We start from the raw sequence: 16,102 nt of genomic DNA, 5'->3' as shown, positions 1-16,102 counted from the left end.
CTCCGATATTCGGGGCGTTTTTTTATTTTTATGGAATGTCAAAACCAACATTCCTCCATCTTTTAGCCCAGGAAATACTAAAATCACATTCTGATAATTTATCAGGCCTTACCATAGTCTTACCCAATAAAAGAGCCAAAGTCTTTTTGCTTGATGAATTGAGGAAATTGATATCCAACAATGTCATTGCGCCCGAAATCATAAGCATAGAAGAATTTGTCCAGGATGTTGCAGGGATACGCTCGATTGACAGTGTAGAGCTGTTATTCGAGTTTTATGAAGTCTATCTTTCTCTAACCAATGAGAAACCCGAATCTTTTGAAAACTTTGCCAATTGGGCGAAAACATTACTGCAGGATTTTAATGAAATCGACCGCTATCTATTAGATCCGAATGCCATCTTAAAATATCTCGAAAACATAAAGGAAATAGAGCATTGGTCGGTTGACATTGACAAACGGACAGAACTCATTGAAAAACACCTGCTGTTTTGGAAAAAACTCCCCGATTATTATCACTCGCTATATCAATATTTACGCAACAAAGGAGTAGGTTATCAGGGATTGATTTACCGGGAAGCAGTTGAGAACCTAGACCATTTTTCAGAAAACAACGATAACAGGCAGTTTATTTTTGCAGGATTCAATGCATTAAACCAGGCAGAAGAGAAAATAATCCAGCACTTGCTGGCTTTGGAAAATGCCAAAATCTATTGGGACATTGACGAAACACTGCTTTACGATTCTTTTCATGATGCCGGGCTTTTCCAGCGTCGATTCAAATCGGAATGGATTTATTACAAATCGCATCCGTATGAGTGGATTGTAAACGATTTTAAGAAGGAAAAGAACATTCAGGTTATTGCGACATCCAAATCGATTGGACAGGCTAAAATAGCCGGAAGCATCATCAAAAAACACACAGAGGAAAACAACTCCAATCTTCAGAATGTTGCCTTGGTTTTAGGTGAGGAAAATTTGCTCTTGCCGGTTTTACATTCGTTACCCGACAGCGTCGACGCGCTGAATATCACTATGGGTTTTTCGAGCAAAAATAACCCCGCACAATTGCTTATCGCCAAGTTATTCAAACTGCACAACAATGCACTTACGCGAAATGCCTCAAGCTATGTAATGTATTACAAGGATGTGCTCGACATACTGACGCATCCTTTAATAGAGCCTTTTGTATTTGCCAATGAATTGGTCAACCGCATCAACAAAAACAATTTCACCTTCATTCCCCATAAAAAGCTCGAAGAACTGCATCCTGAAAGCAATGAGCTCTTCAAACTTTTGTTCCAAAAATGGGATCTAGGTTCGGTTGCCGTTTTGGAAAATATCTCGCAAATCCTGCTCAGGATAAAAGCAAACCTAAGCTATGAAAACGAAGAGGAAAAAATTACCAATGCGTTTGTTTACTCAATATTCAAGGTCATCAATAAAATGATTTCCTATTTTTCCGAACATCCGCAAATTGACGATATCAAAACCTTGCAGGCAATTTACAAACAGGTGATTGATGTAGCCGAAGTTTCGTTTGAAGGAGAACCCTTGAACGGATTACAGCTTATGGGAGTATTGGAAAGCCGTGTGCTCGATTTTGAAACGGTAATCATTACTTCGGTGAATGAAGGCAAATTCCCGGCTGGAAAATCAACGAATTCCTTTATTCCTTATGATGTAAAAAAGGAATACGGTTTGCCAACCTTCAAGGAAAAGGATGCTATTTATACCTATCATTTCTATCATTTGCTACAGCGAGCCAAGGATATTTACCTTATTTATAATTCCGATAGTGAAGGTTTTGATGCAGGTGAAAAAAGCCGTTTCATTACCCAGCTTGAAGTCGAAAAACAGCCCAATCACAACCTGACGTTTCAATATTACAATCCGGATGTGCCCAATATTGCACATCAACCCATTGTAATCCCAAAAACGGAAAGCATCCTGGAGCGCTTACGTGAAATTGCGGAAAAAGGCTTTTCGCCTTCATCATTAACAACTTACATCCGCAACCCGATACAGTTTTATTTCCAACGGGTTTTGCGCATTTCAGAAACCGATGAGGTTGAGGAAAACATTGCAGTCAATACTTTGGGAACCATCATTCATGGTGCTTTGGAAGAATTATACAAACCCTTTATAGGAAGGCTTCTGACAACTGAAGATATCAAACGCAGTTTTGCCAAAATCGATGCTGAAGTCCTGAGTCAGTTCAAGCTGGTTTATAAGGAAGGTGAAATCCAAAAAGGGAAAAACCTGCTGGCCTTTGAAGTCGCTAAACGCAATGTGCTCAACTTCCTGAAACTCGAATTGGAATCACTGGAAAATGGAGACGAAATACAGATTATCGATTTGGAAGCCGAATTATTCCATACTTTAAATCATCCAGATTTGCCTTTCCCGGTTAAAATTGGCGGAAAGGTTGACCGAATAGAATTCAGGGCTAGGAAAGGCGAAAAAAGCAAAATCAGGATAGTCGATTACAAGACCGGAAAAGTCGAACAGCGCAACGTAACGTTGAAGGAATGGAATGGTCTGACCGAAGACATCAAGAACGAGAAAATCATCCAGGTTTTGGCGTATGCCTTTATGTACGAAAACCTCGCAAACGGTCAGGAAATAGAAGCCGGAATCATATCGTTCAAGAATCTGAAATCAGGATTTTTACCCTTTCAGTTTAAACCCGAAAAAGAGCCAGAGACAATAATTTCACCCGAAATTATGGAAAATTACCTCGAACAGTTAGTCATTCTATTACAGGAAATATTGGATGTGAACATTCCTTTTGAGGAAAAAGTCACTTAGACTTTCTTTAGGAAATCTGAAAGTAGTTTTTTCAGTTCCTTTTCATTTTCGATATGCGACATGTGGCCGTCAGGGAATGTGGTAAGTTCCACTTCTGTGCCTTCAATCTGGTCGATGGTTTCGTCGTAATTCAAAACGGGATCTTTTTTACCCAAAACCATTTGAATCGGATAAGGCGCAAAATGCAGCAATACTTCGCGGTCTTTCCTTATTTTCATGCCTTCCAATGCAGCAACAATTCCCTGAAGTGGCGTTTTTAAGGCTTCTTTTTTGGTTTTCTCAATTTCCTTTGCAAGAATTTCACGATTGTCTTCGCTAAAAAGATTCGCGATTGACATCCGGACAAAGTTGGTATAATCCTGTTTGACGCAGACAATCGCGCGGTCGCGATTGGTTTTTCGCTCCTCGCTGTCGGCACGCGCTGTAGAGTTCAAAAGGAAAATCCCTTTGACATGATCGGGATACAATTCGGCGAAAGCCAAAGCCACATAACCACCCATCGAATGCCCAACAAGCACCACTTTGCGCAACCTAAGGTAAATCAAGACCGCATAAACCATATCAGCCTGGTCTTCCATCACATGCACATAACCCAGGCATTCGGTTTCGCCATGGCCCAGTAAATCGATGGTAATAACGCGGTTGGTTTTGGCCAATGTGACAACGTATTTATCCCACATGGTTTTGTTTTCGAGGAAACCGTGCAATAAAATCACAGCCGTGCCCTTACCTTCATCGGTATAAGAGATTTTGGTGTTTTTATAGGCGAGCTGCTTCATGGTTCAAAAATAAGGTTTTCAGAAGCAAGAAACAAGGGTTCTATTATGTCGGAATGACAAATCGAACATAGAATTCTTATATTTGAGGAAAAGAATACTATGTTCACCATCCAACAAATAAAAGAAGCGCATTCCAAAGTAAAAAGTGGCGCCGATTTCCCGCAATATATGAGGGATTTGATTGAACTTGGCATTACAGCTTACGAAACGTTTGTGTTTGACAGCCACACAGATTACCAGGGCGAAAATAATTTTAGTATTTCGTCTGAAGGAAACCATGAAATATTAAGCATCGCTGTCGATTGCAATCCGGAGCAATTCAAATCCGATTTGAAAGCGCACCAACAAGGCCAAACAGATTTTCCAATGTTTAGGAAGGATTGTGCCAAATCTGGAATTGAAAAATGGATAGTCGTTATGGATAAAAAAACCTGTAGCTATTATGACAAAGCAGGTAATGAAGTTTTGGTTGAAACTATTCCCATTTAAATAAAAACGGCTCACAATCGTGAGCCGTCTTTCTTGTTCTATTACGAATTCATTATCGATTCAATCTCGTCCGCTTCAATTGGAATGTTTCTCATCAAATTGAACGGTTCGCCTTTTGGCTGGATTACTACATCATCCTCAATTCGGATTCCGAAACCTTCAGCCGGAATGTAAATTCCTGGTTCAACAGTAAAGACCATATTCGCCTGCATTGGTTCGTGCAACAAGCCGTAGTCGTGCGTATCCAATCCCATATGGTGGGACGTTCCGTGCATAAAGTATTTTTTATAAGCTGGCCAATCCGGGTTTTCGTTTTGTACATCGGCTTTGTCAATCAATCCCAGGCCAAGTAATTCCGAGGTCATGATTTTACCCACTTCTACATGGTATTGTTTCCACAAATTACCCACTGTCAACATCTTTGTCGCCTCATTCTTTACGTTAAGCACAGCGTTGTACACCTGTTTCTGCCTTTCGGTAAAACGTCCTGAAACCGGAACCATACGCGTCATGTCGCTCGAGTAATTGGCATATTCGGCACCAACATCAAGCAAAACCAAATCGCCGGCTTTACATTGTTGATTGTTTTCTATGTAATGCAAAACATTCGCATTGTTCCCTGAGGCGATAATTGGTGTATAGGCAAAACCTTTGGAACGGTTTCGGAGGAATTCGTGCGCAAATTCGGCTTCGATTTCATATTCGGTTACGTTTGGTTTTACAAACTGCAGCACTCTTCTATACCCTTTTTCGGTAATATTACAGGCTTCCTGGATCAAATCCAATTCTTCGCTTTCCTTAACCGAACGCAGCCTTTGCAAAATAGGATTCGATTTTTCGACTTTATGTGCGGGATAATTTTCCTTCCACCATTTTACAAAACGCGCTTCACGGGTTTCGGTTTCAATCGATGCGCGGTAATGCTCGTTGGTGTTGATATACATCGTTTCGGCGTAAGCCATGACTTCCTTCAATGTTTTATGGAAATCCTGCAGCCAAATCACCGACTTGATTCCGGACACTTCAAAAGCCCTGTCCTTGGTTAGTTTTTCACCTTCCCAAACGGCAATGTGCTCGTTGGTTTCCTTTAGGAATAAAATCTGTTTCAAATGCTCATAAGGCGCATCAGGGAACAGCAACAAAATACTTTCTTCCTGGTCAACGCCTGATAAATAAAAAATATCGCGATGCTGTGCAAACGGTAAAGTACTGTCTGCCGAAACCGGATAAATGTCATTGGAGTTGAACACAGCAACGCTGTTGGGTTTCATTTGCGCTGTGAATTTAGCCCTGTTTTTAATGAACAAATTGCGGTCTATTTGATGATATTTCATATGTTGATAATTTTAGAAATCCAAAATTACGCAATAGTCAAAAAGAAATTACAGCCATATGGCGTTATTTTTTGCATTCTATTCGAAATCTATCGAGAGCCATTGTTTGCAGTTGGCTTCTCGATACATTTTTGCTCAGGCAAAAACACTCGAAGTGACGGCAATCGTTATTTAAACATTCTTACGAATCCTTGACATGTGCCGTGTTGAAATCCCGAGGAAAGAAGCGAGGTAATGCAGCGGAACTTCCTGTAATAATTTGGGTTCGGTGACCAGTAGTTTTTTATAGCGCTCTTCAGGGGTCAACGTCAGTAAATCAATGCGGTAATCGTCAATCAGGCAGATTTGCTTTTCAATAAGGTTGTAATAAAACTTATGAAATGCTGGATTGTTTTCGATGAGGTTTTTAAAGGTTTTCAAATCAACTACCCAAAGCTCACAATCGACAATAGCTTTGATGTTTTTGCGCGATTTGGTTTGGTTCAGAAAACTATATAATGAAGAAGTAAAGGAGTTCCGAAGTGCGAGATAAGTTGTTTTTTCCTCGTCCAGAACTTCAATGGAATGCTGCAATATGCCGCTTTCCACAAAGCAGAAATAACTGCAGCTTTCACCTTCCTTTACCAAATAGCTGTTCTTTTTTAGTTTCAAAGACCGAAAGGATTCCATGATTTCGGAACGCTCTTTTTCAGGATCATTGGCAGTGGCATTTTTGATGAATTGGAAAAACATTCTGTGTTGGATTTGAACTTCAAATGTAATAAAAATAGATTTTTGACGTTATCTATACTGGAAATCGATTAAATTCGCCCGAATAATACCAACCAATAGCATAAAAATGAAAAAGATATATTTAATCATACCATTTGTAATTGCACTGTTAACGCTTACTTTCGTTTCCTGCACGGATTCAGATGATGAGGTGGTTTCAGAACCAAAACTGATCATCAAATTCAAGTTTGACCCAAATCAGGCACGATTGAATAATTTAGGACAACCATCAACAGTTGCAGCCGGAAATGCTGCGCAGTCACCTATTTTCAACTCGATTTCCTCACATTATATCGAATTGGCGCCAAATGCCAATACCCAGCTTGGACAAGGTGTCATTCTCTACCATGCACCTGAAACTACGGTTGGTGGAGGCAATGCCATTGATTTTGCCCAGTCGACAATTGTGGCTCAGGATGAGACATTCCTCGAAATCCCTTTGAGCCAGGTTGCTGCAGGAAGTTATGAATGGATGCGTGTTTCCCTGTCGTATCAAAATTATCAGATCAACGTTCGAAGTGCGGGAGTTGATTATGCCGGAACCTTAGCCAGTTTTGTGGGATACAATACCTATATCAATACGTTCAACATTGGAAATGCCATCTTTCCGGTAAACGGGAACAGAGCACAGGGATATTGGGCTTTTGCCTTAAATGATAATCCTTACTCAACTTCGGGGCAGGCACCAGCCGGAGCCACGACTGTTCCAAATCCAATTGCCGCTACATCGCCAATTCCTTCAGGTTCCTGTGTGGTAACCGGAAGATTCGCCAGCAATTTGGTAATTGACGGAACCGAAACCAACGATGTAGTTGTAACCTTATCTTTATCGATCAACAACAGTTTCGAATGGCATGAAGTCAATGCCGACGGAAAATTTGAACCAAGTGCCGGTGAGAATGTAGTGGATATGGGATTGCGCGGTTTGATTCCGACTTACGTTAAGTAATTTTTCCAAGCTTTTTTTGCACAGGAATTCGTTGATTAACCACTGATAATCAGCAATTATAAAATTCACTTTAAATTCATTATAAATTACAGCGAAAAGGTTGTAGTTAATGGCAAATAGCTGTATTTTTGTGTTGTTTTTTTAAAATTCTACACAATTATGGCAAAATCCTCTATTTTGAGTTCGTCCATTGCAAAGAAAGTAGCAATGGCACTTTCCGGACTTTTCTTAGTTTCCTTTTTATTACTCCACGTTTCCATTAACCTAACATCGATATTCAGTGCTGACGTATTTAACGAATGCTCTCATTTTATGGGATATAATCCGTTGGTTCAATATGTGCTTCAGCCAATTTTGGCAATCGGTGTCGTATTCCACTTTGTAATGGGATTTGTTTTGGAACTTCAAAACAGGGCAGCACGACCAATTGCTTATGCTAAAAACAATGGTTCAGCAAATTCAAGCTGGGCATCAAGGAATATGATTATTTCTGGTTTGGTGGTTTTGGCATTTTTAGGATTGCACTTTTACGACTTCTGGTTTCCTGAAATCAATTACAAGTTTATTCAAGGCATGCCTATTGACGAAACAAGATATTTCCCGGAACTGGTTCATAAATTCCACAGCCCGGTGAGAACGGGATTGTATTGTTTGTCTTTTGTGTTGTTGGCATTGCACTTATGGCACGGTTTCAACTCGTCTATGCAGTCGGTTGGATTCAATAATAAATTTTCAAGAGGATTACACAAACTAGGATATGCATTTGCAATAGTTGTCCCATTCGGATTCATCGTTATTGCTTTGTTCCATCATTTTAATCAATAATTTCAAATGACACTAGATTCAAAAATACCTGAAGGTCCAATTTCGGACAAATGGACAGATTATAAAGATCATTTACGATTAGTTGCGCCAAACAACAGGCCAAAGATTGATGTTATCGTTGTAGGAACCGGTTTGGCCGGGGCTTCTGCTGCAGCTTCTTTGGGGGAAATGGGTTACAATGTAAAAGCATTCTGCTTCCAGGATTCACCAAGAAGAGCACACTCTATTGCAGCTCAGGGCGGAATCAACGCAGCTAAAAATTACCAAAACGACGGTGACAGTACGTTCCGTTTATTTTATGATACGATCAAAGGTGGTGATTACCGAGCTCGTGAAGCAAACGTTCACCGTTTGGCTGAAGTTTCGGCTAACATCATCGACCAATGCGTAGCACAAGGTGTTCCTTTTGCCCGTGATTATGGCGGAATGTTGGACAACCGTTCTTTTGGAGGAACACAGGTTCAGAGAACATTCTATGCCGCAGGTCAAACAGGACAGCAGTTGTTGCTTGGAGCCTATTCAGCTTTATCAAGACAGATCGGATTAGGACGCGTTCAGCAGTTCAACCGTCACGAAATGCTGGATTTGGTAAAAGTTGATGGCAAAGCCCGTGGAATCATTGCAAGAAACCTGGTTACCGGAGAAATTGAAAGACATTCTGCGCACGCTGTTATTATAGCTTCAGGAGGATATGGAAATGTTTATTTCCTTTCTACAAATGCTATGGGAAGTAACGTAACAGCCGGCTGGAAAATCCACAAACAAGGTGCATTATTTGCAAATCCTTGTTATGTTCAAATCCACCCAACCTGTATTCCGGTTCACGGAACAAATCAGTCAAAACTGACTTTGATGTCGGAATCGTTGCGTAACTCGGGTCGTATTTGGGTACCAAAGAAAAAAGAGGATGCAGAAGCAATCCGTGCAGGTAAATTAAAACCAACACAAATTGCCGAAGAAGATAGGGATTACTACTTGGAAAGAAGATATCCTGCGTTCGGAAACCTGGTTCCTCGTGACGTTGCTTCAAGAGCAGCCAAAGAGCGTTGCGACGAAGGTTTCGGAATTGAGGCCAATGATACCAACGAAGGTGTTTATCTTGATTTCTCTACCGAAATCCAAAACAAAGGAAAGCAAACCGCTTACGCCAAAGGAAACCACAATCCAACCCCAGAGGAAATTACCAAATTAGGTAAGGAATGGCTTGAGGAAAAATACGGTAACCTGTTTACCATGTACCAAAAAATCACCGATGAGAATCCATACGAAACCCCAATGAAAATTTATCCTGCGGTGCACTACACCATGGGTGGCGTTTGGGTTGATTATAATTTGCAGTCAACAATCCCAGGTTGTTTCGTTGCCGGAGAAGCGAATTTCTCTGATCACGGAGCAAACAGGCTTGGAGCTTCTGCTTTGATGCAGGGATTGGCTGACGGTTATTTCGTATTGCCTTACACCGTTTCAGATTATTTGGCAGGAGATATCCGTACCGGGAAAATCCCAACGAATTCTCCTGAATTTGACGAAGCGGAAAAAAGAGTGAAAGATGCGATTAATGCCTTCTTAACGAATAATGGAAACAAATCGGTAGATCATTTCCATAAAAAACTGGGACACATTATGTGGAACAAAGTTGGTATGGGAAGAAATGCTCAGGGATTAGCTGAAGCAATAAAAGAAATTGCAGCCTTAAAAGAGGAATTCTACAAAGACGTTTACGTTCCGGGAAGTGCTGACGAATTAAATCCCGAATTGGAAAAAGTAATGCGTGTTGCCGACTTTATCGAATTGGGCCAGCTAATGGCAATGGATGCCTTGCAGCGTAACGAATCCTGCGGTGGTCACTTCCGTGAGGAATATCAGGATTCAGAAGGAGAAACACTTCGTGATGACGAAAACTTCAAGTTTGTTGGTGCGTGGGAATACAAAGGCTATGACATCAGCCAGGAAGAACTTCACAAAGAAGAATTGAAATACGAGTTTATCAAAATTGCAGCTAGAAATTACAAATAATTAAAGTTATGTCTGTAGCAAAAAATATCAATATAAACCTTAAGGTTTGGCGCCAGAAAAACGCTAAAACCAAAGGTAGCATGGAAACTTACAAATTGGATAATGTTTCTACTGCAAGTTCGTTTTTGGAAATGTTAGACCAATTGAACGAACAATTAGTAAACGAAAGAAAAGAACCAATCGCATTCGATCACGATTGCCGTGAAGGAATCTGCGGAATGTGTTCATTGTACATTAATGGCCGCGCACACGGGCCAGACACCGGAATCACAACCTGCCAATTGCACATGCGTTCGTTTAAGGATGGCGATACCATTTATGTAGAGCCATGGAGAAGCAAGGCATTTCCGGTAATCAAGGATTTGGTGGTTGACAGAAGTTCTTTCGACAGAATCCAGCAAGCCGGTGGTTTCGTTTCTGTAAATACATCCGGAAGAACGATTGATGCCAATGCAACGCCAATCCCAAAACATGACGCTGACCGCTCATTTGAAGCTGCAGCCTGCATCGGTTGCGGTGCCTGTGTGGCAACTTGCAAAAACGGTTCGGCGATGCTGTTTGTGGGAGCTAAGGTTTCACAATACGCCTTATTGCCACAAGGCCGTGTGGAAGCTACACAACGTGTATTGAACATGGTGCGCCAAATGGACGAGGAAGGATTCGGAAACTGTACCAATACCGGTGCCTGCGAAGTGGAATGCCCAAAAGGGATTTCATTGGAAAACATCGCCCGAATGAACCGCGAATATTTAGCGGCAAGCATGAAGTAATATCCATACTAAATAATAGAAAAGCGCATCCAATTTGGGTGCGTTTTTTTTTATGGCTTGCCCCTTCGGGTCGCGCTTTCCGCAGTACATGGTACTTGCTGCAATCGCTCACGCAGAATCTGCAAAAAATTGTATATTTGGGCAACAACAACAAACACAATGAACAGATTACTTTCCATCTCAGTTTTACTTTTCACTACAACCCTTTTTAGCCAAAATTACCATCAATACGTCAACCCAATGATTGGAACGGGAGGTCACGGGCACACCTATCCGGGAGCAACAGTGCCTTTTGGAATGGTACAGCTGTCTCCCGACACCAGAATCGACGGAAGCTGGGACGGTTGTTCGGGTTATCATTATTCTGATACTATTATTTATGGTTTTTCACATACGCACTTAAACGGAACGGGATGTAGTGATTTTGGCGACATTATGCTGATGCCGACTATGGGAAAATCGAATTTAAATCCCAAGGAGTACTGCTCTACATTTTCCCATTCTAATGAAAAGGCTGGTGCCGGATTTTATTCGGTAAAGCTCGCTAAGGATAATATCGATGTTAGACTGACTTCTTCCACAAGAGTTGGATTCCATGAATATACCTTCAACAAAACCGGTCAGGGCAACATCATCCTCGATTTAAATCACAGGGATAAATTACTCGAAGGTGAGGTTAGATGGATTAATAGCAAAACCATTGAAGTTTTACGTAGAAGCGAAGCCTGGGCAAAAGACCAGTATGTGTATGCCCGGATAGAATTCAATCTCCCAATGCAAATTGACAATCAAAGATACAATGGATTTACTATTCCTAAAGAAAATAGTGATACGCTTGTAATAAACAGAACCCAATTGGCTATGAGTTTTTCCAGACAAGTCAAAAAGGGAGAAAAAATCCTGGTAAAAGTCTCGCTTTCGCCAACAGGTTATGAAGGAGCCAAACTGAATATGTCTGAAATCAAGGACTGGAATTTCGAAAGAGTTAAAAAAGAAGCAGAACAGCTTTGGGACAAACAACTTTCCAAAATTGAAATCACTGAAACGGATAAGGACAAACAGGCGGTTTTTTACACGGCGTTATACCACACCATGGTTCAGCCAAATATCGCGCAGGATATCGACGGAAAATACCGTGGGCGTGACAACCAAATCCACAAGGCTGAAGGCTTTGATTATTACTCGGTTTTTTCGCTTTGGGATACCTTTCGTGCCGCGCATCCTTTATACACCTTAATTGAGAAGAAACGCACAGCCGATTTCATCAACACCTTCCTAAAACAATACGAACAAGGCGGAAGGCTTCCCGTTTGGGAACTGGCGTCCAATGAAACCGATTGCATGATTGGCTATCATTCGGTATCCGTAATGGCGGATGCCATGGCAAAAGGCATCAAAGGATTTGATTATGAAAAAGCTTTTGAAGCCGCAAAACATTCGGCGATGCTCGACCATTTGGGTTTGGAAGCCTATAAAAGGCAAGGTTTCATTTCAATGGATGACGAGCATGAAAGCGTTTCCAAAACTGTGGAGTACGCCTATGATGATTGGTGCATTGCCCAAATGGCAATGATTTTGAATAAGAAACAGGATTACGATTATTTCATGAAGCGCTCCCAAAGCTGGAAAAACGTCTTTGATTGGAACACGGGTTTTATGCGTCCAAAGAAAAACGGTGGCTGGGACAAGCCTTTTGACCCTCGTGAAGTCAATAACAATTTCACCGAAGGAAACGCATGGCACTACACTTTCTTTGTGCCTCAGGATATTGAGGGAATGATTGAAGCTTATGGAGGTAAGCAAAAATTTGAGGCCAAACTCGACGAAATGTTCAACAGCGAAAGTAAAACAACAGGCCGCGAACAGGTAGATGTTACGGGACTAATAGGGCAATATGCACAAGGGAATGAGCCAAGCCATCACATGGCTTATTTGTATAATTATGTCGACAGACGGGATAAAACAGATGCAAAAATTCACTTCATTTTGGAGAACTTCTATAAAAACACACCCGATGGTTTGATAGGAAATGAAGACTGTGGGCAGATGAGTGCCTGGTATATTCTTAGTTCCCTGGGAATGTATGAGGTTACTCCTGGAAAAGATCATGAAATGCCGAATACTGCAGATCCCTTTTTCACAAAAATAGCATTGAATCTGGAAAATGGAAAATCGTCGACCCTATTCAATAGCCATTACAAAGGGTCGATGTCGGGTATTGGACACACTGATGTTTATGAGGCTGATGAGCAATTCCTAAACTATCCAAAAATAATTCCCGTACCGTTATTTCAGGCTGAAAGCAAAGCCTTTAAGGATAAAATGAAAGTAGAGTTGGTCTCTCAAAATCCGGCTGACAAAATCTATTATTGGATTAAGGACAAAAATGACCCCATCAAGGATAAAGACTGGCTTTTGTACACAACTCCTCTAATGGTTAATGAGACTTTGGAGATTATGGCAAAATCCAAAAATGGAACTGCCGAAAGCGCTATTGTTTCTGCACATTACTTTAAGAAACCAAATAATTACACTATCGATATCAAATCAACTTACAATCCACAATATCATGCTGGTGGTCCTGACGGTTTGTTGGATGGAATAAACGGAACCGAAAACTGGCGCAAAGGCGACTGGCAGGGTTACCAGGGACAGGATTTTGAAGCGGTTATCGATTTGCAGCAACCCACTACCGTCAATACCATTTCAACAACTTTCCTGCAGGATTCCCGTTCCTGGATATTGATGCCGGCCAAAGTGGAATATTATTTTTCAGATGATAATGTAAACTTTGTACTATCCGGAGTTTTGTTTAATGAAGATGTAAATCCAAAGGAAGAAAAGAATGTTATCGAGGCATTCGGAAAAAGATTTCCTAATCCGAAACAGGTAAGATATGTAAAAGTCAAGGCCTATAATTTTGGCAAATTACCCGAATGGCATCAGGGCGCAGGTGGAGATGCCTTTATCTTTATTGATGAAATAACAATCAAATAGTCATGAAAATAGCATTAATACAAACATCGCTTATCTGGGAAAACCCTTTGGAAAACAGAAGCCATCTGGCACAGAAAATATGTGGCTTTATGGAAGATGTCGATTTGATTGTGCTTCCCGAGATGTTTTCGTCCGGATTTACAATGAATCCACAAACTGTGGCAGAAACTATGGAAGGTGAAACCGTGTCGTGGCTCCAACATTTGGCGAAAGCCAAAAATTGCGCGATAACCGGAAGTTTGGTCATCGAGGAAAAAGGAAATTACTACAACCGCTTGGTGTTTGTTTACCCAACAGGTGAAGTAAAATCGTATGATAAGAGGCATTTGTTTACCTTGGCTGGGGAAGATAAATTCTATTCAGAGGGAAAGGAAAAGTTGATTGTCGAGTACAAAGGATACAAAATCTGCCCATTGGTTTGTTATGATCTGCGCTTTCCTGTTTTTTCCAGAAACGTTGAAGATTATGATGTGTTGTTGTATGTTGCCAATTGGCCGAAACTACGCACCAATGCCTGGGACATTTTGTTAAAAGCACGAGCTGTAGAAAATATGTGTTATGCAGTTGGCGTAAACAGGATTGGTACAGATGACAATAACCACGAATATGTTGGGCATTCACAGGTAGTTGATTTCCTTGGAAATTATCTTTTGGAACCGCAGGAAGCAGACGCTGTTTTTATAGTCGAATTGGATAAGGCAAAACTTTTGGAAACCCGAAGCAGATTGGCTTTTTTAGACGACAGGGATAATTTTAAAATTAATTAGCACCAACATTAAAGGGCTGCTCGACATCCCAGTTGGCGCGCACGTCCAGTTCTTTCGGGAAATAGATGACTTCTTCCGATTGCCGCTTTTCCATAAAACTACCGGTATCCCAAACCCGGTTCTTATTATCATCATAGATTATACGCAGGATATATTTCTCGGGTTCAATCGCTAAAAAATCAATGGTTGGATTATCTTCAGCATAGGCAGTTGCCTTCACTTTTCCATCCTTATCGGTCAGTTCTACAATTACCGGATAACGCTTTACATTCTCCAAAACAACCCTCAAATTTCCATAAGCAGCGGTGTTTTTGGTAGTAACCTTATATACCAGCGTATCATTTTCCCGATCATAAAAATCAGTCAGTGCACCAGGCAATAACTGTATTTTATATTTTTCCAATTCTTCCTTTTTAAAATCCAAAAAGAGTTTTTGTTCAAATTCGACATATTCAGCAGTAAAATCTACGGCAACAGAATCTTTATTCCTAATGCTGATTTTTGATTTGTCAAATTTTGTCAAAGGAACCGAAGTGCCTAATGCATAGCGTTCCCTAAGCGGAAGAACCGAAGTGAAATCGGGATTGAAGCTGAGGGAGTCCAATTTCTGCTTCTTTAGTTTTACCGTATATTCCGAAAGGTATTTATCTTTTTGAACGCTTACGCGGATCGAATCGGCCTTTATCGGTTTGAACCAGATGTTGAGCGAGTCCTTCTTTTGGAATTTGGTAATCACATTTGGGATGATCTCGTTACCATTCTTAAGCGTAACCTTTACATCTTTCGGATTGCCTCCGTAACCCATCAATAATTTGCTTCCTGTTGATAATGTTGGCCTTATCGCTTTAAAGGGAAGTTTTTCCTTGAACAATTCGACTTCAAAAACGGTATCATTCGGAATGGTAATGTATTCTTTCTGGAAACCTATTTTATCGACATTCGGATTGAATTTATTGTTTCCATTGTCTTTTAAGGCAACCAAAAGATATTTTCCCGCTTTGATGTTTTCAAGGGTCACAGCTTTCAGGCTGTCCAGCGTATTCGTAATATATCTTGGCGATTCCTTATAAATTGTCGAGTCGTTGAATTTTTCATCGATTTCGTAAAGCATTACCGAAACAAAATTGTCTGTTTTTTTCTCCAATGCATCCTTGATTTTCACATTCAGTTTCAGCGAATCAATGTAGGCTCCTGTTGAAAATACATATTTGAATTGTGAATACGGATTACCTTCATTATTATCTTCAATGCTTTGTCCAAAATTAAAACTATAGGTAGTGTTAGGCTGGAGCGTGTCCTTTAGTTTGATGGTAATTACTTTACTGGCATTATAAGGTAAAATGTCGGGCTGATGCTTCATCGGTGGGGAAATAATCAGCTGTTTGTTGATGTTTTTCAGTTTCACATATTCGTCAAAAACCAACCTGATTTCCTTCGAATTAAAATTGGTCGACATGTTTTTTGGGAAACTCGCTTTCAAAACAGGAGCAATGGTATCCTTGGTTCCACCGGTAATGCTGCCCCGTTTGGCACATCCTGCCATAACGACTACAAAAAGTAAACAGATAAACTTGAAAATAGATTTTGGCATACCG

At 40.7% G+C, this 16,102-nt stretch carries 12 protein-coding genes; 8 read left to right on the top strand and 4 right to left on the bottom strand.

Annotated features, from left to right (window positions below):
• Nucleotides 1-35: 35 nt before the first annotated feature.
• Nucleotides 36-2,810 carry a PD-(D/E)XK nuclease family protein gene (locus L1S31_RS03435; RefSeq protein WP_236462170.1) on the top strand — a complete coding sequence of 925 codons (2,775 nt, stop codon included), beginning with the start codon at nt 36-38 and terminating at the stop codon, nt 2,808-2,810.
• Here the strand turns inward: L1S31_RS03435 and L1S31_RS03430 are convergent.
• Entirely contained in the window at nt 2,807-3,589 is a 783-nt protein-coding gene (locus L1S31_RS03430) for an alpha/beta fold hydrolase (protein WP_236462166.1), read from the bottom strand. The two genes, L1S31_RS03435 and L1S31_RS03430, sit on opposite strands and share 4 nt — an antisense overlap.
• Nucleotides 3,590-3,688: 99 nt before the next feature.
• Between L1S31_RS03430 and L1S31_RS03425 the strand changes: the two genes are divergently transcribed.
• Nucleotides 3,689-4,078 (top strand): DUF1398 domain-containing protein, encoded by a 390-nt coding sequence (locus L1S31_RS03425; RefSeq protein WP_236462164.1) that lies wholly within the window; start codon nt 3,689-3,691, stop codon nt 4,076-4,078.
• Nucleotides 4,079-4,119: 41 nt separating this feature from the next.
• On the opposite strand, the gene L1S31_RS03420 is transcribed toward L1S31_RS03425, so the two are convergent.
• Nucleotides 4,120-5,412, bottom strand: a complete 1,293-nt coding sequence (locus L1S31_RS03420) for an aminopeptidase P family protein (protein WP_236462161.1) — start codon at nt 5,410-5,412, stop codon at nt 4,120-4,122.
• 171 nt (nt 5,413-5,583) lie between these two features.
• A complete protein-coding gene (locus L1S31_RS03415; RefSeq protein ID WP_236462158.1) occupies nt 5,584-6,144 on the bottom strand; it encodes a Crp/Fnr family transcriptional regulator in 561 nt (186 codons plus the stop codon).
• A 106-nt stretch (nt 6,145-6,250) separates the two neighbouring features.
• On the opposite strand from L1S31_RS03415, the gene L1S31_RS03410 reads away from it, so the two are divergent.
• From L1S31_RS03410 to L1S31_RS03385, 6 genes are all read left to right on the top strand, one after another.
• Nucleotides 6,251-7,132, top strand: coding sequence for a hypothetical protein (locus L1S31_RS03410; RefSeq protein WP_236462156.1), 882 nt, complete (start codon nt 6,251-6,253; stop codon nt 7,130-7,132).
• Nucleotides 7,133-7,291: 159 nt separating this feature from the next.
• Nucleotides 7,292-7,957: a succinate dehydrogenase cytochrome b subunit gene (locus L1S31_RS03405; protein ID WP_236462153.1), complete on the top strand. Its 666-nt coding sequence runs from the start codon at nt 7,292-7,294 to the stop codon at nt 7,955-7,957.
• Nucleotides 7,958-7,963: 6 nt separating this feature from the next.
• Nucleotides 7,964-9,973, top strand: a complete 2,010-nt coding sequence (locus L1S31_RS03400; RefSeq protein ID WP_236462150.1) for a fumarate reductase/succinate dehydrogenase flavoprotein subunit — start codon at nt 7,964-7,966, stop codon at nt 9,971-9,973.
• An 8-nt stretch (nt 9,974-9,981) separates the two neighbouring features.
• On the top strand, nt 9,982-10,743 hold the full coding sequence (locus L1S31_RS03395) for a succinate dehydrogenase/fumarate reductase iron-sulfur subunit (RefSeq protein ID WP_236462148.1): 762 nt from the start codon (nt 9,982-9,984) through the stop codon (nt 10,741-10,743).
• A 159-nt stretch (nt 10,744-10,902) separates the two neighbouring features.
• The gene (locus tag L1S31_RS03390; RefSeq protein ID WP_236462144.1) at nt 10,903-13,740 is read left to right on the top strand and encodes a GH92 family glycosyl hydrolase; all 2,838 of its coding nucleotides are present in this window, start codon (nt 10,903-10,905) and stop codon (nt 13,738-13,740) included.
• A 2-nt stretch (nt 13,741-13,742) separates the two neighbouring features.
• On the top strand, nt 13,743-14,507 hold the full coding sequence (locus tag L1S31_RS03385; protein ID WP_236462141.1) for an amidohydrolase: 765 nt from the start codon (nt 13,743-13,745) through the stop codon (nt 14,505-14,507).
• On the opposite strand, the gene L1S31_RS03380 is transcribed toward L1S31_RS03385, so the two are convergent.
• The gene (locus L1S31_RS03380) at nt 14,500-16,098 is read right to left on the bottom strand and encodes an Ig-like domain-containing domain (protein ID WP_236462139.1); all 1,599 of its coding nucleotides are present in this window, start codon (nt 16,096-16,098) and stop codon (nt 14,500-14,502) included. The genes L1S31_RS03385 and L1S31_RS03380 overlap by 8 nt on opposite strands.
• Nucleotides 16,099-16,102 lie beyond the last annotated feature (4 nt).

It is taken from the genome of Flavobacterium wongokense (genome assembly GCF_021608265.1).
GTDB classification, from domain to species: domain Bacteria; phylum Bacteroidota; class Bacteroidia; order Flavobacteriales; family Flavobacteriaceae; genus Flavobacterium; species Flavobacterium wongokense.
This window is presented reverse-complemented; position numbering and strand designations above follow the sequence as displayed.